The sequence below is a fragment of the Rheinheimera baltica genome, assembly GCF_030731985.1.
GTDB lineage: Bacteria > Pseudomonadota > Gammaproteobacteria > Enterobacterales > Alteromonadaceae > Alishewanella > Alishewanella baltica.
The window spans coordinates 82,381-101,571 of the sequence record NZ_JAPJDY010000010.1; the positions used below are offsets into that span (position 1 = coordinate 82,381).

At 44.3% G+C, this 19,191-nt stretch carries 18 protein-coding genes; 6 read left to right on the plus strand and 12 right to left on the minus strand.

All coding sequences use genetic code 11. The features are described 5' to 3' along the window. Positions 1 to 15 precede the first annotated feature (15 nt). Entirely contained in the window at positions 16 to 2,241 is a 2,226-nt protein-coding gene (locus ORJ00_RS16365; RefSeq protein WP_306126814.1) for an EAL domain-containing response regulator, read from the plus strand. A 25-nt stretch (positions 2,242 to 2,266) separates the two neighbouring features. On the opposite strand, the gene ORJ00_RS16370 is transcribed toward ORJ00_RS16365, so the two are convergent. From ORJ00_RS16370 to gpmM, 3 genes are all read right to left on the minus strand, one after another. Further along, positions 2,267 to 3,040 (minus strand): divergent polysaccharide deacetylase family protein, encoded by a 774-nt coding sequence (locus ORJ00_RS16370; RefSeq protein ID WP_027670265.1) that lies wholly within the window; start codon positions 3,038 to 3,040, stop codon positions 2,267 to 2,269. A gap of 87 nt (positions 3,041 to 3,127) precedes the next feature. Beyond that, on the minus strand, positions 3,128 to 4,213 hold the full coding sequence (locus ORJ00_RS16375) for a murein hydrolase activator EnvC family protein (protein WP_306140363.1): 1,086 nt from the start codon (positions 4,211 to 4,213) through the stop codon (positions 3,128 to 3,130). Between the two features lie 54 nt (positions 4,214 to 4,267). Continuing rightward, on the minus strand, positions 4,268 to 5,812 hold the full coding sequence (gene gpmM, locus ORJ00_RS16380) for a 2,3-bisphosphoglycerate-independent phosphoglycerate mutase (protein WP_306140364.1): 1,545 nt from the start codon (positions 5,810 to 5,812) through the stop codon (positions 4,268 to 4,270). Positions 5,813 to 5,978: 166 nt separating this feature from the next. Between gpmM and ORJ00_RS16385 the strand changes: the two genes are divergently transcribed. From ORJ00_RS16385 to gpsA, 4 genes are read left to right on the plus strand one after another with little or no spacing between them, the layout of a single operon-like run. Further along, on the plus strand, positions 5,979 to 6,413 hold the full coding sequence (locus ORJ00_RS16385) for a rhodanese-like domain-containing protein (protein WP_306140365.1): 435 nt from the start codon (positions 5,979 to 5,981) through the stop codon (positions 6,411 to 6,413). A gap of 2 nt (positions 6,414 to 6,415) precedes the next feature. Further along, positions 6,416 to 6,673 carry a glutaredoxin 3 gene (gene grxC / locus ORJ00_RS16390; RefSeq protein ID WP_306140366.1) on the plus strand — a complete coding sequence of 86 codons (258 nt, stop codon included), beginning with the start codon at positions 6,416 to 6,418 and terminating at the stop codon, positions 6,671 to 6,673. 17 nt (positions 6,674 to 6,690) lie between these two features. Continuing rightward, positions 6,691 to 7,179 carry a protein-export chaperone SecB gene (gene secB, locus ORJ00_RS16395; protein WP_027670270.1) on the plus strand — a complete coding sequence of 163 codons (489 nt, stop codon included), beginning with the start codon at positions 6,691 to 6,693 and terminating at the stop codon, positions 7,177 to 7,179. 3 nt (positions 7,180 to 7,182) lie between these two features. Beyond that, positions 7,183 to 8,190: an NAD(P)H-dependent glycerol-3-phosphate dehydrogenase gene (gene gpsA, locus ORJ00_RS16400; RefSeq protein WP_027670271.1), complete on the plus strand. Its 1,008-nt coding sequence runs from the start codon at positions 7,183 to 7,185 to the stop codon at positions 8,188 to 8,190. Position 8,191: 1 nt separating this feature from the next. Here gpsA and ORJ00_RS16405 read toward each other — a convergent pair whose 3' ends face one another. The 5 genes from ORJ00_RS16405 to ORJ00_RS16425 form a co-directional block, all read right to left on the minus strand. Continuing rightward, positions 8,192 to 10,042: a GGDEF domain-containing phosphodiesterase gene (locus ORJ00_RS16405; protein ID WP_306140367.1), complete on the minus strand. Its 1,851-nt coding sequence runs from the start codon at positions 10,040 to 10,042 to the stop codon at positions 8,192 to 8,194. Positions 10,043 to 10,126: 84 nt separating this feature from the next. Next, the gene (gene trmL, locus ORJ00_RS16410; RefSeq protein ID WP_306126810.1) at positions 10,127 to 10,594 is read right to left on the minus strand and encodes a tRNA (uridine(34)/cytosine(34)/5-carboxymethylaminomethyluridine(34)-2'-O)-methyltransferase TrmL; all 468 of its coding nucleotides are present in this window, start codon (positions 10,592 to 10,594) and stop codon (positions 10,127 to 10,129) included. A gap of 45 nt (positions 10,595 to 10,639) precedes the next feature. Beyond that, positions 10,640 to 11,644: an alpha/beta fold hydrolase gene (locus ORJ00_RS16415; protein WP_305975137.1), complete on the minus strand. Its 1,005-nt coding sequence runs from the start codon at positions 11,642 to 11,644 to the stop codon at positions 10,640 to 10,642. A 34-nt stretch (positions 11,645 to 11,678) separates the two neighbouring features. Then, entirely contained in the window at positions 11,679 to 13,043 is a 1,365-nt protein-coding gene (locus ORJ00_RS16420; RefSeq protein ID WP_305975139.1) for an ATP-binding protein, read from the minus strand. Continuing rightward, a complete protein-coding gene (locus ORJ00_RS16425) occupies positions 13,040 to 13,735 on the minus strand; it encodes a response regulator transcription factor (RefSeq protein ID WP_306140368.1) in 696 nt (231 codons plus the stop codon). Before ORJ00_RS16425 ends, ORJ00_RS16420 begins: the two co-directional genes overlap by 4 nt. Positions 13,736 to 13,871: 136 nt before the next feature. Here ORJ00_RS16425 and ORJ00_RS16430 point away from each other — a divergent pair, with 136 nt between their 5' ends. After that, a complete protein-coding gene (locus ORJ00_RS16430) occupies positions 13,872 to 14,324 on the plus strand; it encodes a Spy/CpxP family protein refolding chaperone (RefSeq protein ID WP_306140369.1) in 453 nt (150 codons plus the stop codon). 24 nt (positions 14,325 to 14,348) lie between these two features. Here the strand turns inward: ORJ00_RS16430 and glnG are convergent, their stop codons facing one another. The 4 genes from glnG to glnA form a co-directional block, all read right to left on the minus strand. Continuing rightward, positions 14,349 to 15,758: a nitrogen regulation protein NR(I) gene (gene glnG / locus ORJ00_RS16435; RefSeq protein ID WP_027670277.1), complete on the minus strand. Its 1,410-nt coding sequence runs from the start codon at positions 15,756 to 15,758 to the stop codon at positions 14,349 to 14,351. A 4-nt stretch (positions 15,759 to 15,762) separates the two neighbouring features. Further along, positions 15,763 to 16,839 (minus strand): nitrogen regulation protein NR(II), encoded by a 1,077-nt coding sequence (gene glnL, locus ORJ00_RS16440; protein ID WP_306140370.1) that lies wholly within the window; start codon positions 16,837 to 16,839, stop codon positions 15,763 to 15,765. Positions 16,840 to 16,917: 78 nt separating this feature from the next. Continuing rightward, a complete protein-coding gene (locus tag ORJ00_RS16445; RefSeq protein WP_306140371.1) occupies positions 16,918 to 17,436 on the minus strand; it encodes a DUF4124 domain-containing protein in 519 nt (172 codons plus the stop codon). Between the two features lie 122 nt (positions 17,437 to 17,558). Beyond that, on the minus strand, positions 17,559 to 18,968 hold the full coding sequence (gene glnA / locus ORJ00_RS16450; RefSeq protein ID WP_027670280.1) for a glutamate--ammonia ligase: 1,410 nt from the start codon (positions 18,966 to 18,968) through the stop codon (positions 17,559 to 17,561). Positions 18,969 to 19,191: the final 223 nt, after the last annotated feature.

Genomic DNA, 19,191 nt, shown 5'->3' on the forward strand with positions numbered 1-19,191 from the left:
TAATAAGGCTGAATAATGGTGTCAAAAGAAACAGATGACGATTTTCTGTTTTTAGCAGAAGACGAACCAGCTGCACCAGTAAATGAACAGACACTGGGTGAATGGCATTTGCTTATCGTTGACGATGATGAAGAAATTCATACCGTGACTAAACTGGCATTGAGTGACCTGACTGTTTTGGGCAGACGGCTGGTGTTTCATCATGCATATAGTGGTAAGGAAGCGGTCGAGTTTTTGCGGCATAACCCAGAAACAGCCTTAGTATTGCTCGATGTAGTGATGGAAACAGATGATGCTGGACTTCGTGTGGTGCAGCGAATTCGTGACGAACTGATGATGGACGAGTTACGCATCGTACTACGTACTGGCCAACCGGGATATGCGCCGGAAGAAAATGTCATCAAAGAATATGACATTAATGATTACAAAACTAAAACTGAACTTACCCGAAGTAAGTTGGTGACCTCAATTATTGCGTCATTGCGGTCTTATCAGCAGATCCGTACGATCAACCAAAGCCGCAGAGGCTTACAGAAAATTATTAATGCCGGAGCGAATCTGCTAGAGCAGCACTCGTTACACGAGTTCTCTGAAGGCGTTGTAACACAGATATCGTCACTCATTGGCTTGCACGCCGAAGGCGTGCTATGTGCTCAGATTGAGGATGATGGTAGTGCCAGTGAGAATATTTATGTATTAGGTGCTGCTGGTAATTATGCCCCTTACATTAAGTGCCAGCTTGACCGGCTAGATAATGAACGTATTGTTGAACAGATTTCAAAATGTTTAACGACACGTCAGCATTTGTTTACCGACAAAGATACGGTGTTGTATCTTGGCAATGAAACGCATTCTGCTGCGGTCTATATTGAGACAAACCGTCCAATTGACGCGCTTGATCGTCAATTAATAGAGGTGTTTCTCAGCAATATTTCAATAGGTTATGAAAACGTTACATTGTTTCAGCAACTTAAACATGCAGCCTATATTGACCCTCTGACAAAGACGCCTAACAGAAACGAGTTTATTCAGATCTTGCAGGACACAAAACGGTATGAGGCTGAAAATAACGTCGCAGTTTTGATTGATATAAACCATTTCTCTGATGTGAACGATGGTTTAGGTCAAGATGTGGGTAATGAATTACTGATTGCAGTCACATTTCGGCTGATAGAGCATTTTGGTGTTACCGCGCAATTGGGACGAATTGGCGCTGATGTTTTTGGTTTGGTCGGGCCCGAAAGTGAACTTACACCCGAACGTTTGCAAGCCGTTTTTAATCAACCCTTTCATGCTTCAGAGCATGCTTTGCAGGTCGACGCCACTTTTGGTCTGTGTCGGTTAATCGACACAGCGACGCAGGGGCTGACTATATTAAAGCATGTTTACATTGCACTGAATAAAGCTAAAAAACAGATTGGCACTAATTATCAGTATTATATAGCGGATATGGAAGAGGAGATGGCGGAGCGCTTGGCGTTACTGCGCATGTTACGTCAGGATTTTTCGAATGATCGGCTTGAGTTATGGTATCAGCCTCAGGTGTCGTTGAAAAATCATCAGGTCGTTGGTATGGAAGCCTTACTTCGATGGCCGCAAGCAAATGGGCAGTTTATTTCGCCGGCAGTGTTTATTCCTCTTGCAGAATACTCAGGTCTGATTGTTGAGATCGGTAGCTGGGTGCTTGAGCAAGCCTGTATACAAGTTAAAAAACTTGAACAGCAAGGTTTTAGCGAGCTTCGTATTGCCGTCAATGTTTCCATGCCGCAGTTTAGGAATCATGGCTTTGTACAGTCGGTAATTGACTGTGTAAATCGTTATCAAGTCAGGCCTGCATCACTTGAACTGGAAATTACAGAGTCTGTTGTGATGGATGAACCTAAGATTGTTATTGAAGCACTGCAAAAATTGAAAAGCTTTGGTATTAAAGTGGCTATAGATGATTTTGGCATTGGTTTTTCATCGCTCAGTTACCTGCAACAACTGCCATTAGACCGGATTAAAGTTGATCGGGCGTTTATACGAGATATTAATCAGGCTGCTGGTGAAGTTATTGCTGAAACCATTATTAGTCTGGGCAAGCGTTTACAACTCTCTACTATTGCAGAAGGTGTTGAGACAAAAGATCAAGAGCAGGCAGTAAAAGCGATGGGGTGTGATGAAGTTCAAGGCTTTATGTATGCCAAGCCTATGCCGCCTGATGAGCTACTATTATTTCTGCAACAACAGAAAACAGACTAGAAAAAACCTGCCGTTGGCAGGTTTTTTATTGCGGTGCAGATACCGCTGGTGCTGTGAACCCTGCAGCCACAACATCATGATGTTGCGGCAGCAATTGGGTAATGCCTACCAGCACAATACCTTGCTCTTTAAGCTTCGGCAGATTTTTTCGTAAGAACTTATAGGTTTCCGGATACGGGTGGGCAATTGCTATAGCACTTTGACGTTTTTTTGCGATACGCAGTAAAGTGTCAAACTGCTTAGCTATAGCCGTTTCATCTTGAACGTTGTCTAGAAATACTTGACGACTTAAATTTGTCACCCCAAATTGACGGGCATATTTTCCCGCTTTGCTATGTGCGGTTGTGAGGCTATCAACGAAAAATAAATGTCTTTTGCTTAAATACTCCATCGTCCAGGCCATGGGTTGTTCTTGCTCGGTGTAAAAGCTGCCCATATGATTATTTATCCCCACCGCATACGGAATATCTGCCAAAGCTAATTGCAGCGTTTTATGTACCTGTTGCTTAGACATGTCACTAGTTAATGCCCCAAGTCCGGGTTTTCTGTCATTGGCGGGTTGCATCGGCATATGTAACATTACATCTTTATGCAACTGAAACGCGTGACGGGCCGCACGTTGGCCATAAGGTGTGTGTGGTAGTACTGCAAATGTAAGGGCAAATGGCAAGTCTATAAGCTCTAAATCAGCTTTTTGATAGCCAATGTCATCGATAATAATGGCAATGCGTGGTGTGTCTGCCATCGCTTGTGTAGCCAATATTAGGAGACTAAGACTAAGTGTAAGTAATTGTCGCACGTTATTATTATTCTCTTGTGTGCCAAATTGGATTTCGAAAATTATTGAAAAATTATATGCGCAACAGCGCTGCATTACATTAATTTTTTAACGCTTTATCTGTGCCAGCCATTGTAACGGATTTACCGCTTCGCCTTTATTTCTGATTTCAAAATACAAACCGGCTGACGCCTGGCCTCCACTCATACCAGCCAAAGCGATTGTTTCACCCGCAGTAATGGTTGTTCCTGGCTGTTTAAGCAGGTTTTGGTTATGACCATACAAACTCATAAAACCTGCACCATGGTCAAGGACGATAACCCAACCGTAGCCTTTGAGCCAGTCAGCATAGATAACCTGACCATCAGCAATAGCGGTAACGTCTCCGCCTTCTTTTGCCTGAATCAAAATGCCGCGTGAAGAAATACCGCCTTGTCGGTTCTCTCCAAATCGCTGTAACAAGCTACCGGTCACCGGCCAGGCTAACTGGCCTTTTTGTCGGTCTAACCCTGCTAACTCTCGGGTTTTTTCTGCCAATTTTTTCAGCTTGTCCAGCGTAGCTTGCAAGCTCGCTTCATTTTGGCGCAAGTAGTCGAGCTGGCGCCCTTGTTGCTGCAAGGTATCTTGTAGGCGTGACACGGCGAGTTTTTGCTCATTCTTTGCCGCAGTTAACTGTTGCTGTTGTTGTTGTAACGTCAGCAGAAGCACGGCCAGTTGCTGCTGTTTTTCGGAAAGTTCGGCCAGCACTAATTCCAGTTGCGAGATGGTACTATTGAGCTCTGTCAGTTGTTGCATTCTGGCTCGGTTGAAGTACTGGTAATAGCTTAATACCCGCTCTAGTTTGCCAGCATCTTGCTGGTTGAGCAGCATTCTACTGTAATCATGCTGACCAAGGCTGTAGGCACTTTTTAATTGCGACCCGAGTAACTTCTGCTGTTGAAATAATTGCGATTCAAGTGTTTTCTGTTGATTAAGTAATTGCTGCTCTCGAGCTGTGAGCGCTTGTCGCTCTTGCTCTGTACGGAGGGTATTAGCTGATGCTTCAGCGAACGCCTTGTCTGATTGCTGAAGTTGTTGCTCTGCTTTGAGCAGCTGTTTTTTTTGTGTTTGGACCTGTTGTTCGGTTAACTGAATTTGTTGCTTAATATCAGCTAACTCTTTATCGCGCTGCTGTGCATTTGTCTCTAGTGGCATTAGAAATGCACCCAAAACGAGCGCCAGCAGCGACGTAGTTGATATTAGATGCATTTATTGGCACTGCATTAAGATTTTACCCGTCATTTCATCGGGAATGGGCAATCCCATCAGATGTAACATGGTTGGTGCAATATCACTTAAAATACCGCCATCTTTTACTGTTACCGGCCGGCCAACATAAATCAAGGGTACAGGGCCGCTAGTATGTGCAGTATGAGCTTGGCCTGATGTAGGATCTTGCATCATTTCAGCATTGCCATGATCTGCAGTAATAAGGCATTCACCACCTACCTGCTGTAATGCGTCAACGACACGACCAATACAATGATCTACTGCCTCAACTGCCCGAATGGCTGCACTCATTACGCCGGTATGACCAACCATATCACCGTTAGGGTAGTTACAGATAATCACGTCAAAACTACCGCCGTGAATAGCGTCAACCAGTTTATCAGTCAGTTCTGTTGAGTTCATTTCCGGTTGTAAGTCGTAAGTTGCGACTTTAGGAGAGTCAACTAAAATACGTTGTTCACCTTCAAACAATTGTTCACGCCCCCCGCTAAAAAAGAATGTGACGTGAGCATATTTTTCGGTTTCAGAAATGCGAAGTTGAGTTTTTTTATGTTTAGCCAGCCATTCCCCTAGCACATTGTCTAGACTGTGAGCAGGAAAAGCACAGGGCGCTTTTATATCCGCGGCATATTCTGTCAACATTACAAAGCTACTTAGGGCCGGACGGCGCTTACGACTAAAACCATCAAAAGCATCGTTAACAAATGTACGAGTTAGCTGACGGGCGCGATCGGCACGGAAATTCATGAAAATGAGTGCGTCGCCATCATGCATCTGAACAGGATAACCGTCGGCAGCAACGATGGCTGTGGCTTTAACAAATTCGTCGTTTTCATCACGCTGATACGCCATTTCAACAGCCTGGATCGCATCAGCAGCCTGAAACTGTGAAGTGCCTTGCGTTAGCAGGTCATACGCTTGTTGCACTCGATCCCAACGTTTGTCACGATCCATAGCAAAATACCGGCCAATAACGGATGCAATTTGTCCACTGCCGGTTTGATTAAAATGCGCTTGAATTTTCTCCAAAGAGGCTTTGGCGCTGCGAGGCGGTGTGTCACGGCCATCTAAAAACGCATGCAAGTATATTTTTTCCGCACCTTGTTGTTCCGCCAACTTTATCATCGCTAATAAATGGTCTTCATGACTGTGTACACCGCCAGCGGACAACAGACCCATAATGTGTAAAGCTGTATGTTGTTTTTTGGTTTTTGATACGGCGTCAAGTAGCACTGGATTGCTAAAAAAGTCTCCATCATCTATCGCTTTGGTAATGCGGGTAAAGTCCTGATATACCACCCTACCAGAGCCCAAATTAACATGACCGACTTCAGAATTGCCCATTTGCCCATCAGGTAAGCCTACATCAAGTCCAGAACCTGAAATTAAACTATGTGGGCAGGTTTGCCACAGCTTATCCATCACCGGCGTATTGGCTTGTGCAATCGCATTATTGCTGACATCTTCCCGATAGCCCCAGCCATCCAGAATTAATAACACCAAAGGTTTTTTGCGACTGGTCATGTAAACTCCATTGATATATGAGTAGGCAAAATTGAGTTGCTATCTTACCGAAATCTGCACAATTCTCCAGCCCTGTTAGAATACGTAAGCCCATTCAGGGCTGCTTTATGTAATGAAACTGAGTATACTCAGCGCTGGTAATTTATGAGCCAGAAGCAGAGAGAATATGCAGCAGTATATAGAGTTCTTAACGAATCATCCGATCTTAAGCGCGGTCTGGGTGGTGTTATTCGTCATGTTAATAGGCAGTTGGCTGAAATCACAGTTTTCTGCTATTAAACAAGTCAGTCCAACGGAGTTAACTTTACAGGTTAATCGGCTTAACGCTGTAGTGGTTGATATTAGAGCAGAAGCAGACTTCAACAAGGGCCACATTACCGCGGCTCGGCATATACCAATAGCGGATATTGAAAAACAGCAACTGGCTGGCCTTGAAAAGTGTAAAGCTGAACCCATTATCATTGTATGCCAGGCTGGCATGTCTGCTCAAAAAGCGGCAAACAGTTTGCTAAAGCAAGGTTTTAGCACGGTATCCGTTCTTCAGGGCGGGATGAGTAGTTGGACCGGTGCCAGCTTGCCAGTTGTAAAATCAAGGAGGTAATGATGTCGAAAGTGACTATTTACACTAAAGCCTATTGTCCTTATTGTGTGCGCGCAAAGCACGTATTGGATTCTAAAGGTGTTGGCTATCATGAAATTCGTATTGACGAGCAGCCTGAGCTACGCCCAGAAATGATAGCGCTAGCCGGTGGAAAAAGTACCGTACCGCAAATATTTGTCGGTTCACGCCATATTGGTGGTTGTGACGATATGTTATCTCTAGATGCCAATGGACAACTCGAACCTTTATTAAATTTATAATTACAGTAGGTATTATCATGGCCGAACAACAAGCAAACGGCGTTGCAACGGAGCAGCAAGGTTTACAATTCGCAATACAACGCATTTTTGTTAAAGATATTTCCTTTGAAGCGCCTAATGCTCCGGCAATATTTCGCAAAGAATGGAAACCGGAAGTTAAGCTGGATTTAGATACACGCAGTGAAAAGCTTGAAGAAAATGTGTATCAGGTGATACTGTCATTGACAGTTACCACAACAGTTGAAGGCGAGACAGCGTTCTTGTGTGAAGTGCAGCAAGCTGGCATATTCTCAATCGGAGCTTTGGAAGACGCGCAATTGGCTCATGTGCTGGCGTCATTTTGTCCAAACACCCTGTTTCCATATGCACGTGAAGCGGTGTCTAATTTAGTTAATCGCGGTACCTTCCCACAATTGAATTTGTCACCAGTTAACTTTGATGCATTATTTGCGCAGTACGTTCAGCAGCGTCAGGCTGATGCACAAGGCGTTAAGGCAGACGCGTAAGCGATGCTGCCTTCAGCTATCGCTGTAATAGGGGCAGGTTCCTATGGAACTGCCCTTGCTATTTGCCTCGCCAGAAACGGAAATACGATAAGCTTGTGGGGCCGCAACGAGCAAGATATGGTACAGATGGCGCAGCAGCGTCTTAATCAAAAATACTTACCAGATATTGTATTACCTGATTCGCTACAGGTTAGTGCTGACCTTGCAGAAACCGTCGGTAGCAGTCGTGATATTTTGTTGGTAGTACCCAGCCATGCATTTGCTGAAACCTTAGTTCAAATTAAACCTTACTTATCTAAAAATGCCCGTGTAGCCTGGGCTACAAAAGGACTTGAGCCTGAGACAGGTCGTTTGCTGCAGGACGTGGCACGCGATATTCTGGGTGAAGAGGTATCGCTTGCGGTATTTTCCGGTCCTACGTTTGCTAAAGAAATGGCGATGGGGATGCCGACTGCGATTTCTTTATCATCCACTGACGCTGAGTTTATTACGCAATTGTCTGACTTGTTGCATTGTGCCAAAAGTTTCCGGGTGTATACCAACCCCGATTTTATAGGTGTGCAACTTGGTGGTGCTGTTAAAAACGTCATTGCTATTGGTGCCGGTATGGCAGACGGTATAGGTTTTGGTGCCAATGCTCGTACTGCATTAATTACTCGGGGCTTAACCGAAATGTGCCGGCTTGGTTGTGCATTGGGCGCTAAGAAAGACACTTTTATGGGAATGGCTGGACTTGGTGACCTTGTTCTCACGTGCACTGATAATCAGTCGCGCAATCGTCGCTTTGGTTTACTGCTTGGGCAAGGGAAAGCCGTCGATGTTGCCATGCAGAGTATTGGACAGGTTGTGGAAGGTTACCGTAATGCCAAGGAAGTGTTTAATTTAGCGCAACGTGTTGGCGTTGAAATGCCAATAACTGAACAAATATACCAGGTGCTATACCAAGGTAAAGATGTCAAATTAGCTGCATTAGATTTACTTGGTAGAGAAAAGCGTGATGAAGTTAATTAATTTAGTTTATCGCCTTTCGTAGCAGTTTATTCTCTTTTGCCAGCAAAGCAGGGATCTCACTTGCTGGCAGAGCTTTACTAAACAAGTGCCCTTGTAAAATGTCACATCCCATAACATGTAATAAGTACGCTTGCATTTCGTTTTCTATGCCGGTGGAAATGACATCCAACTGTAAGTAGGATGCAAGGCGAATTAACGTCGCTGTGAGGTTGCGTTGTTGTTCATTGTGTTCCATGTTCTGAATATATTCAGGTGAAATCTTTAAGCTGTGTAAAGGGTAATTACGTAATACCGACAACGATGAAATGCCAGCTCCAAAATTATCCAATGTTAGATGAAATCCGATTTTAGCTAGGTTTTGCAGTGTACTAAGGGTATTTGCATCTGATTGCAGTAAAATGTCTTCGTGCAGCTCAAGCTCAAATTGCTCAGCTTTTAGATCGGACACGCTGAGTTGTTGAGTGAGTGCTGATACAAAGTCAGGTTGACTGAAACTGAAATTAGAAATATTTAGCGCAATTCTGCCTCTATCCAGCCCAGTTTTTTGCCAATATTGTAGTTGTTGACAGCACTTTTTAAACACTAACTTATCTAAATCGGCGATCATTCCCGTTTCGTCCGCCAACGCCATAAAGTACTGAGGTAGCAACACACCGCGTTTGGGATTATGCCAGCGTAACAACGCTTCGTAGCCGATAACCCTGTTGCTACCAATACTCATTCGTGGTTGGTAATAGACATCAAATTCACCTTGCAACATGGCTTTCTTTAGCTCTAATTCTAGCAGTCTGAACTCAGGAGCCCGCTGCTGAAATTTGCTATTGGCAAATTGCAAGCCGCTGTGTCCTAACCTTGCGATATTAGATAACGCTGTACTTGCAGCTAAAAGAAGTTCAGCAGGTTCCTTGCCGTCCAGCGGATAAATACTAATCCCTATCAGCGGTTGTAATGAAATATTATTTCTGGTTTCTGTTACCTTAGCCGGCAATAAAAGCATTTTTTGCGTCAACCTGTTTAGTTGGACTTCCAATTGGACATGGCATAGATGCGGTGGTATGACGATAGCAAAAGTGTCGTTGCTATATCGCGCAAGTATATGACCATCAGGGATGATTTTTTGCAGCTGACGACTAAGTTCCGCAATGATATCTGATAAAAAAAGTACAGGTTTTACGCCATCGGCGTTCAAAAGTTGATTGAACTTCAGTAATAGCAAAGCAAATGTTGGATTTAGATTGTTACTAAAACTAGCACAGGTGTGCAGATACTCACTTAAGGTATTTCGGTTAATTAAGCCAGTCTGATTATCACGAAGGCTGCCGCTTTGCGTATCTCCGGCTGTTTGGGTCAATGAACAAAGTTCCCGTCCTATAAGCAGATAACTGGGTGGCGTTTGCTGAAGTCGTGTTATCGCGACTGATAGCATTGAGCTCGCGTCACTATTTGCTGTCTTCAACCAGGCTTCTCCGTGCCAGTTTGCGGTTAAATTAAGTTTTGGTAACAGTAATTGCGAGCCGTCTTTATCTAAATATAACGGTAATTTTTTAGCTGGCGTAACTGCAGTACCGCAATATGTGGCAAGCCGTGGGTTAATATAAATAGGCAGCAAATTTTGATCTAAGATAGCAATTGCATCATCTGAATGTTGCAAGAAGCCTTGTAGAGTTTGCTGTTGTTCTATAACTAGCTGATTACGATGCTGTAATTTTCGGTTGTATAACGTTAACGACAACACCAGAATGATGAGTAAAGCAAATGGTAAGCTTGTATACACATCGAAATCAACGGCATCGGCAAAAGAAGGTACAGAAAAAAAAGAAGCAGCAATAAGCAACCAACGTGACAGTGGCATAGTGAACGACATCCTTGTTATCTAGTTCAACGCCTTTAAATATAGTTGTACTGAATGCTTTTATGCAAATAAGATATTAGCGTTTCAAGCTCTCGCGCCAGCATAATCCAGCTGACGCCATGATTCGTATACAAAAACAGCAACAGCATTGGATAAATTCATTGAACGGCTATTTGCTGTCATAGGGATCCTTAGCCAATGAGGCTGTGGTAATTGTTGCAGCACTTCTAAAGGTAAACCACGGCTTTCAGGGCCAAAAATCAGTGCGTCTCCTGCAGTGTAGAGTACATCACTATGTTTAGTGTGGCCTTTAGTTGTACAGGCAAACATTCTGTTTGGTGCCACGTTGGTAACAAAGTCGTCAAAACTCTTATGTCGTTGTACCTGAGCAAATTCATGATAGTCTAGTCCGGCACGTTTAATGCGTTTGTCGTCCCATGCAAACCCTAGCGGCTCGATTAAATGTAGCATGTAGCCAGTATTGGCGCATAAACGGATAATATTTCCGGTGTTGGGCGGTATTTCAGGTTCAAACAAGACAACATGCAGCATAAAAACTCCAAAGTGATGAAGGTGCATTGTAACAAATCACTTAGCCTAAGACAGCTGTGCCAGAAAGCTATTGATAGCGTTTATTGCGTCATGACGAATGTTGTCTTGCTCCATAAATATTTCGTGCTTGGCATCCTGAAGGGTAACTTTATGGTGCAAAACTTCTGGATGTAGTTGTTCAAACCATTTATTTTGTGCGTAATTACTCACTACTTTATCAGCTCCCGCTTGCAAAAGGAGTACCGGAAGGTGCCAATTTCCTGCCTCACGTTGTAGTTGCCGCATGGCGTGAACAGCGGCATAGACCCAGGTTGAAGTAACACCACCAAGACGTGATTTTGGCTGTTCCCGATACAGTTGCTGTGTCCAGTGATAGCGTGCTTCACAGTTGGTCAGCGGGTTGTTGGCAAACGCTTTTTCCGTGTAATCAGCTTGCCCCGGAAAGTACCATGATTGCTGACTTATATTTCTGTTTATTGCACCAAATGCGAGCGCTAGGCTTTCTGCCAGGCTTGCTGGCACAAGACCGGTATAAATACCGAACATTGGTGAGGCCAATATGGCGGCACAAAAAGGGTGAGGGTGCGTTTGCAGGTACCCTGCCAGTATGGCGCAGCCCATAGAATGGCCCAAAGCAATGTGGTTTTGGTGCTCACTTGGCAACACGACCTGATGGATAAACTGGGCAAAATCCTGTTGATACACGCTAAAGTCGCTGACATAGCCTTTATCAGGGTTTGCCAGTTCACGTTGTGACAAGCCTTGACCACGATGATCCATAATAAACACGCTGTAACCTGCGTGAACTAGCTCGGCACTGAGCTCTGCATATTTTTGTGCCATTTCCATACGACCACTGCTAATGACTATGGCGTTACGTGCATTGGGTACCCGATAAAAATAGTATTGCAAAGTTAGCCTGTCAGCACTTATAAGCACACCGCTTTGCATGCTCTGCCAAAATAGTTTTAGATCGGTTTGCCAATGACCGGCGATATCGCTATCGCCTAATCGTGCACTAATTGGCTGAAATACAGCAGAACTTTTCATCAAAGCTTAAACCTGAGCGGGCTAATTGTTCGGGCTAGTTTACTGGTAACTGTAAACTGATACAAAGCCCACCTTTGTCAAGATTGCTTGCATTCACCTTTCCTCCATGCTGGCGAATAATTTGCGCCACAATGGCAAGCCCAAGCCCTGTTCCGCCTGCTTCGGGAGTACGGCTATCAGATACCCGATAGAAGGGTTCAAAAATAGCGTGCAGTTGCTCTTGCGCAATTCCTGCCCCTTGATCGCAAATTGTGATATCTAACACTTGCCCGTGCTGTTGTAGCAGACAACTGATAATACTTTGTACTGGACTATATTTAATTGCATTTCGCAACACATTCTCTATTGCTCTTGCCAGTAAGCGACTGTCAGCACTAATCGTTATAGGTGTTGTTGTCTTCAACACAATACTTTGCTGTTTCGCATCGGCTTCCACCTGATTAACATCAATTATTTCAGCGAGTAACTCAGTTAAATCAAACCGTTGTTTATCTAATTGATATTGTCCTGCATCCAGCTTACTAAAGGTTAATAGCTCATCGAGCATCGAATCTAGCCGATCTAACTCTTGCTTTAGTCTGGGCATTTGCGTCAGGGTTTGTTGTCTTTCGGTTAATCCCAACGCAAGTTGGGCACGTGCAAGCGGAGATCTTAGCTCATGCGAAATATCGCGCAGCAAACGCTGCTGGTTAGTCAGTAGCGTACTGATGCGCTCCGCCATAGTGTTGAAGCTAATGCCAAGTTGTCCCAGCTCGTCTTTACGCTTGCTTAGATGGGTTACTCGGCTGTCAAGTTTACCGTCGGCTAGCTGTAGCGTGCTTTGCAATAGCTCTCGCAGAGGCCGCGAAATTGATACCGCAAGAACAAAACTTGCAACGGCAGAAATAACAAGCGTAATAAGCAACAGAACATGCTGGGGTATTTGGTTTAATCGCCACCAGGGCTGAGGCGGGCGTTGGCGTTTTTGATACAAGGCTACGTTATCAGTTCCCACTTTAAGCATAAATGGACCGGCAAGCGATGTATTATGGTGTTTCAGCCAGCGAGGCCTGGAAAGCAGCGACAACTCGGTGAGCCAGTGTTGATCAAAATCTGCTGGTAGCAGTTCAGGTGTCAACACCGTATTGTTATCGGCATTGACTAACAACCAACGTTCCGGTTGAGCTTGTTGTAGTTTGGCGAGCAATTCACTAGTGCTTTTGCTTCTGGAAAATGGCTGAATTTGATGCTGCAGTTGTTCAATAATACTATGTGGCAGACGGCGTATTTCTGTTTGCTCTACCAAGGTACGAGACAATGCCAGAGTGCCAAATACCGCAATAAGTAGTACCAGCCAAAACCAGAGAAATATTCTGCCAGCCAGATAGTGAAATGGATTTAGCCGTAATAACCAGTTCATGCATCCCCTTGAATAAATAGATAACCCGTACCACGCAAGGTTTGAATTTTCTCATGGCTGCTGTAGGGGGCAATTTTCTTGCGAATATTGCTGATATGCATATCCAGACTTCGGTCGTACATTTGCAGCCTTTTCCCCAGCACAGCCCGGCTTAATTCATCTTTGCTAACAACGTCGCCGGCCCGACGCATTAACATTTCCAATAATTGAAACTCTGTAGCAGTCAGGTTGATCACTTCATCGTTACAGCTAAGTTGGCGATTATGTGGGTTGAGTACTAACTCATTTAAATGCAGTACGCTGTTAAGATCTGCCGGTTGTTCGCGGGTAAGCTCTACTCTGCGCAGTATTGCCTTAATACGTGCGACTAATTCTCTGGGATTAAATGGTTTTGCCAGATAATCATCAGCACCCAGCTCAAGCCCGACTATTCGGTCAACTTCATCCCCCCGGGCGGTCAGCATCAATACTGGACAGTAATTGTTTACACGCAATGTTTTAAGCACACTCAAGCCGTCCATACCCGGTAACATGATATCGAGCAGGATAAGTTCGAACGCTCCGTTTTGAGCTAGCTCCAGACCATGTTTCCCATCATGGGCGGCAGTAAACTGGTACCCATCGAGTGCGAGATATTGTGCCACCAAGTCGCATAGGCCAGTGTCGTCATCTATCATCAGAATTGCAGGCATAACCACTCCTTATTTACGCTAAGTTTACCCAATGTCTGTGCGCAGCAATACACCTTTACGGAATCTTTACCTGGTCTTTGCGCTGCTTTGCAATTGATCTTTTATCCTTAAGTTGTCTAAACAGAGGGAGTATCCTATGAAAGTATCTAAGTTAATTTGTGCAGTAAGTTTGATTGTTGCCACGACGTTGTCGGGTGCGGCTTTGGCGCACGAGCATAAAGGCGGGCGGCATGATGCCCAACCGCACGTTTCGTTAAAGCATATGTTGTCAGGGGTAGAACTGACAGATAGCCAGCGTGAACAAATTAAACAATTGCTGCAACAGCATCGTCAGGAGGTTAAGCCACAGCAGCAAGAACTCGCAGCTCATCAGGCACTTCAACGTTTATTACTTGAAGAGCAGTATGACGAGGCTGCTATGCGTGAGCTGTTGCAACAACAACAGCAGCAGCACGTTGAAAGGCGTCTGGAGACATTTAAACTGCAACATCAGATAGTACAGCTGTTAACAGAGGAACAGCGAGAGCAACTAAAACAAAAGCAGATACGCAGGCAGAATAAAACTCAGCGGCAACACGAAACTTCTTAGTCGCCAAATAGCGGGCCTAGCCCGCTATTCTATGTCCAGCTCTTTGAGTTTACGAGTGAGTGTATTTCGGCCCCAGCCTAACCGTTTCGCGGCTTCTTGCTTATGGCCATGCGTAAACTTCAATGCTTGTTCCAGCACAGTTCGTTCAAACTCAGGACCAGCCTCAGCTAAGATGTTTTCTTCGCCAGTGTTGAGTTTATGGCTGACCCATAACGCCAGCAAATCTTGCCAGCTACCGGCACGGCCGTTAGCTGGCATGGGCGTGGATTTCGGTGGAGCAGTAAGCTCAGGAGGAAGGTCTGTAACCAGAATGTGTTTACCGCTTGCCATAACCGTAAGCCAGCGACAGGTATTTTCCAACTGCCTAACATTTCCGGGCCAATCAAGTTGGCTTAAAAACTGCTCTGCTTCTTTTGTTAAGGTTTTGGCTTCAACATTTAGCTCTTTGGCGGCCTGAAGCAGAAAATGTTGTGCGAGTTTAGCAATATCTTGCTTGCGCTCTTTTAACTGTGGTAAATGCACCCTAATCACATTGAGACGGTGAAATAAGTCCTCGCGAAACTTACCTTCACTGACCAGTTGTTCTAAATTTTGGTGCGTAGCGGCGATAATACGAACATCAACGCCAATCGCCTGATGTCCACCTACGCGATAAAATTGTCCGTCTGCTAACACGCGTAACAAACGTGTTTGCACATCTAATGGCATGTCGCCAATTTCATCCAAAAACAAAGTGCCGCCATCAGCTTGCTCAAAACGACCTTTGCGCAAGTTATTTGCACCAGTAAAGGCACCCTTTTCATGGCCGAATAACTCCGACTCAATTAAATCTTTAGGTATTGCAGCCATGTTTAGTGCAATAAAAGGAAGCTCTGCACGCGGGCTATGTTTGTGTAGGGCGCCGGCAACCAGTTCTTTACCTGTACCTGACTGACCATTGATTAACACGCTGATACTTGAGCGAGCTAAGCGGCCAATAGCCCGAAACACTTCTTGCATTGCAGGAGCTTCGCCAATAATTTCTGGCGATAGTGTAGGCGCAATGGCTTTTTGTTTTGGCTGGCGGGCTTGTGCATGTTCCAGCGCGCGGCTGATAATAGCAACCGCATCGTTGACATCAAAGGGTTTAGGCAGGTATTCGAAAGCTCCGCGTTTAAACGCATTAACTGCACTATCCAAATCCGAATGTGCTGTCATTATAATGACAGGAAGTTCAGGTGCTAGTTGCTGTAACTTGGTGAGTAATGCCATGCCATCAGTACCTGGCATACGAATATCGGAAACTACTACCGCCGGTTGATCATATTCCAGTCGTTGTAACATTAAATCCGCTGACGCATAGCTCTCACATAAAATATCCGCTCTTGCCAGTGCTTTTTCCAGAACCCAGCGGATAGAATTGTCATCATCGATAATCCAAACTGTATGACTCATTAGTTCAATCCTCAGTGTCTGCGATGGGCAGATATAACGTAAATTCGGTGTGGCCTGGCCAACTGTCACAGTCTATCCAGCCACCGTGTTGATGAATCAGTGTTTGTGCAATCGATAATCCCAGGCCGGTACCGCCGGCTTTGCCACTCACCATAGGGTAAAATAAGGTATCTTTAATCTCATTAGGAATGCCAGGGCCATTGTCGATAACACGGACTAAAGCCACCAACTTATAGCGTTTGCCATGCAAGGTGTGCTGATGTAAAACGCGGCTTTGCAAGCTAATGACTGCGTGTTCTGTCTGCTCTAAAGCATGTTGTGCGTTACGCACGATGTTAAGCAACGCTTGCTGGAGCAACTCGGGATCAAACGGAAAGTCAGGAATACTGGGGTCGTAGTCACGGTTAAACTGCACTAAACCGTGATTATCCATTAATGCAAGTTGGCGTACCTGCTCAATCATTTGATGTAAATTACTACTGACACGTTGTGCAGGTTTATAGGGGCCAAGTAAACGGTCGACTAAATTTCTCAATCGATCTGCCTGAGCAATGATTAGCTGGGTGTATTCCTTTAAATCGTCAGGTAAAGACTCTTCCAATAATTGTGCAGCACCGCGCAGGCCACCGAGTGGATTTTTTATTTCATGAGCCAGCCCTCGAATGAGTTCTCGCGCAGCCAGATGCTGATGTTGTTGCAGGCTTTCTAAACTAATTTTACGCTGCTGGTCGACATGGCGTATTTCAAGTAACAGGTGCTCAGAAGGATTTTCACTAATGGTAACTGAAATATCGAGTAATAAATGCCGACCATCTGCAAGCACAGCTTGTACGTCGCTGACACCAAAACCCTGTTTACTGTTTAGTGCGCTGTGAAAATGTGCCGCCGTTATATCGATATGCTGAAACAGCTCGGGGAAGTATTGTTCTGAAAGCCGTTTTTCACCCAAACTCAACACGGCGCAACAAGCCGTATTAAAATAACGAATACGTAGTTGAGTATCCAACAGCATAATTGCTGTGGTTAGTTGTTCTGTAATATGCGCATATAATTGCGCTGTTTCAATTGGAGGTTGCGTCACTGTCTCACCTTTTGCACCAAGTTGGTGCGCATGGTGAGCAGTGTAATTCAGTTTAGGCTGAATTGCATGGCATACGCACTAATTTGGTGAGATTACCGAGGTTCTATGCAAATAGAAGGTCGTTACAGGACTTGATGCAATAAGCTTGCCGTTTTGATCAAAAAGCTCCATTTGAAGTTTATGCTCGCCTCGCTCGACATCCCGCAGAATAAAAACAGCATTGCTTTGTGGCTCAGCCTGGGCGACACCATCAACAAGCAAGCGTACACGCAAACCACGTTCAAACATTGGGCTAATTTTACCCGTTACGTAAACTGAACCCGTATTATCTCGCACGGTTGCTTGTTCTTCTGGTTGAGCAATTTCAACAGTGAATGGCTCTTTTACTGGTTGTTTTTTTCCAGGTAGTGTTGCATCGGTAGAAGCCATGACGTTTGCACGACTTGATAAAGAGACTTCTTCAGCGCCAGCCTGTGGGCTATCAGAAAAAACCATAACACCGTTAGCATCCCTGGTAACAAATACTTTTTTTGCTTCTTGCGCCTGAGCACAAGGTATAGCTAGTAAAAATATTAAAATAAACAATACTTTATTCATGCACTTATCCGTTTACGCGTTATTTTATTATTGTTATTCCATAATTATACTCTAGCTTGGTTTGCGTTAATTTTCTACAAAAAAAAAGCTCACCTTAGTGAGCTTTTATCAATAATTAATGCTTATACGCTGTAGTACAATTCGAATTCTAATGGATGAACAGCTACTGCCACTCGACGTGCTTCAGCGCGTTTAATGTCAATATATGCATCAATCATCGCATCAGACATTACGCCACCTTTAGTAAATATTGCACGGTGTTTATCCAGCTCATTAAGTGCTTCATCCAACGAAGTAGATACTTGAGGAATGTTTGCAGCTTCTTCCGCTGGTAAGTCGTACAAATCTTTATCCATGGCGTCGCCTGGATGGATCTTGTTTTGGATCCCGTCCAAACCGGCCATCAACTGGGCAGTAAACGCCAGGTAAGGGTTAGCTGCAGGATCAGGGAAGCGGCATTCAATACGACGCGCTTTAGCACTTGGCACTAAAGGAATACGGATAGATGCAGAACGGTTACGTGCTGAATAAGCCAACATTACCGGTGCTTCAAAATGAGGCACTAAACGTTTGTATGAATTCGTTGAGGGGTTAGTGAAAGCGTTAATGGCTTTTGCATGCTTAATAATACCGCCAATATAGTAAAGCGCTATTTCTGACAAACCTGCATACTTATCACCGGCAAACAGGTTGACGCCATCTTTTGCCAATGATTGGTGACAGTGCATACCTGAACCGTTATCACCTACAAGTGGTTTTGGCATAAACGTAACTGTCTTACCGTACAAGTGTGCCACGTTGTGAATAACGTATTTAAGCTGCTGAACTTCATCTGCTTTTTTAGTTAAGCTATTAAACTTAGTTGCAATTTCATTCTGACCTGCTGTTGCTACTTCATGGTGATGCGCTTCAACAGTTTGGCCCATCTCCTCCAGTACCATACACATCGCGCTGCGGATGTCGTGGCCTGAGTCTACCGGAGGCAGCGGAAAGTATCCGCCTTTCACGCTTGGACGATGGCCTTTATTGCCATCTTCATAACTAGTACCTGAGTTCCAGGCCGCTTCAGTAGAGTTAATTTTGAAGAATGAACCTGACATTGTTGTTTCAAAGCGAATGTCGTCAAACATAAAAAACTCTGGTTCTGGGCCAAATAGCACAGTGTCGGCGATACCAGTAGATTTCAAATATTCTTCTGCACGCTTTGCAATAGATCGTGGGTCACGGTCGTAGCCTTGCATTGTGCTGGGTTCAATAACGTCACAGGTAATGTTTAAAGTAGTTTCTTCAAAGAACGGATCCAAAATAGCGGTTGATGCATCTGGCATCAGGATCATGTCTGAATCGTTAATACCTTTCCAACCAGTAATAGAAGAGCCATCAAACATTTTGCCGTCTTCAAAGAAGTCTTCATTTATTTGATTCGCAGGAACAGTAACGTGCTGCTCTTTACCTTTTGTGTCGGTAAAGCGTAAATCTACAAATTTAACTTCATTTTCTTTCATTAAACTCAGTACAGATGATGCAGACATGCATTCCTCCAATTAATCTGTTTTGAACTTATATAGCGGTATTGCCCTAATAAATGCCAGATACATGCCAAACATTTAAATTATTGATATTCAACGACATATTTAAAGTTGCTTACTTATTAAAACATCCTCAAGCACCAAAATGGTGCGCTATTGCCGCTTTGTGGTGCACCACTGGCAGGTGTAAGTGTAGATGTTGTTTTCCCTTTAGATAAAAAAAATT

Excerpts from the sequence above, each read along its gene's own strand:
- ORJ00_RS16365 (WP_306126814.1), top strand. The coding sequence starts at position 16 with ATGGTGTCAAAAGAAACAGATGACGATTTTCTGTTTTTAGCAGAAGAC.
- ORJ00_RS16375 (WP_306140363.1), bottom strand. The coding sequence starts at position 4,213 with ATGCCACTAGAGACAAATGCACAGCAGCGCGATAAAGAGTTAGCTGAT.
- gpmM (WP_306140364.1), bottom strand. The coding sequence starts at position 5,812 with ATGACCAGTCGCAAAAAACCTTTGGTGTTATTAATTCTGGATGGCTGG.
- ORJ00_RS16385 (WP_306140365.1), top strand. The coding sequence starts at position 5,979 with ATGCAGCAGTATATAGAGTTCTTAACGAATCATCCGATCTTAAGCGCG.
- grxC (WP_306140366.1), top strand. The coding sequence starts at position 6,416 with ATGTCGAAAGTGACTATTTACACTAAAGCCTATTGTCCTTATTGTGTG.
- secB (WP_027670270.1), top strand. The coding sequence starts at position 6,691 with ATGGCCGAACAACAAGCAAACGGCGTTGCAACGGAGCAGCAAGGTTTA.
- gpsA (WP_027670271.1), top strand. The coding sequence starts at position 7,183 with ATGCTGCCTTCAGCTATCGCTGTAATAGGGGCAGGTTCCTATGGAACT.
- ORJ00_RS16405 (WP_306140367.1), bottom strand. The coding sequence starts at position 10,042 with ATGCCACTGTCACGTTGGTTGCTTATTGCTGCTTCTTTTTTTTCTGTA.
- trmL (WP_306126810.1), bottom strand. The coding sequence starts at position 10,594 with ATGCTGCATGTTGTCTTGTTTGAACCTGAAATACCGCCCAACACCGGA.
- ORJ00_RS16415 (WP_305975137.1), bottom strand. The coding sequence starts at position 11,644 with ATGAAAAGTTCTGCTGTATTTCAGCCAATTAGTGCACGATTAGGCGAT.
- ORJ00_RS16420 (WP_305975139.1), bottom strand. The coding sequence starts at position 13,043 with ATGAACTGGTTATTACGGCTAAATCCATTTCACTATCTGGCTGGCAGA.
- ORJ00_RS16425 (WP_306140368.1), bottom strand. The coding sequence starts at position 13,735 with ATGCCTGCAATTCTGATGATAGATGACGACACTGGCCTATGCGACTTG.
- ORJ00_RS16430 (WP_306140369.1), top strand. The coding sequence starts at position 13,872 with ATGAAAGTATCTAAGTTAATTTGTGCAGTAAGTTTGATTGTTGCCACG.
- glnG (WP_027670277.1), bottom strand. The coding sequence starts at position 15,758 with ATGAGTCATACAGTTTGGATTATCGATGATGACAATTCTATCCGCTGG.
- ORJ00_RS16445 (WP_306140371.1), bottom strand. The coding sequence starts at position 17,436 with ATGAATAAAGTATTGTTTATTTTAATATTTTTACTAGCTATACCTTGT.
- glnA (WP_027670280.1), bottom strand. The coding sequence starts at position 18,968 with ATGTCTGCATCATCTGTACTGAGTTTAATGAAAGAAAATGAAGTTAAA.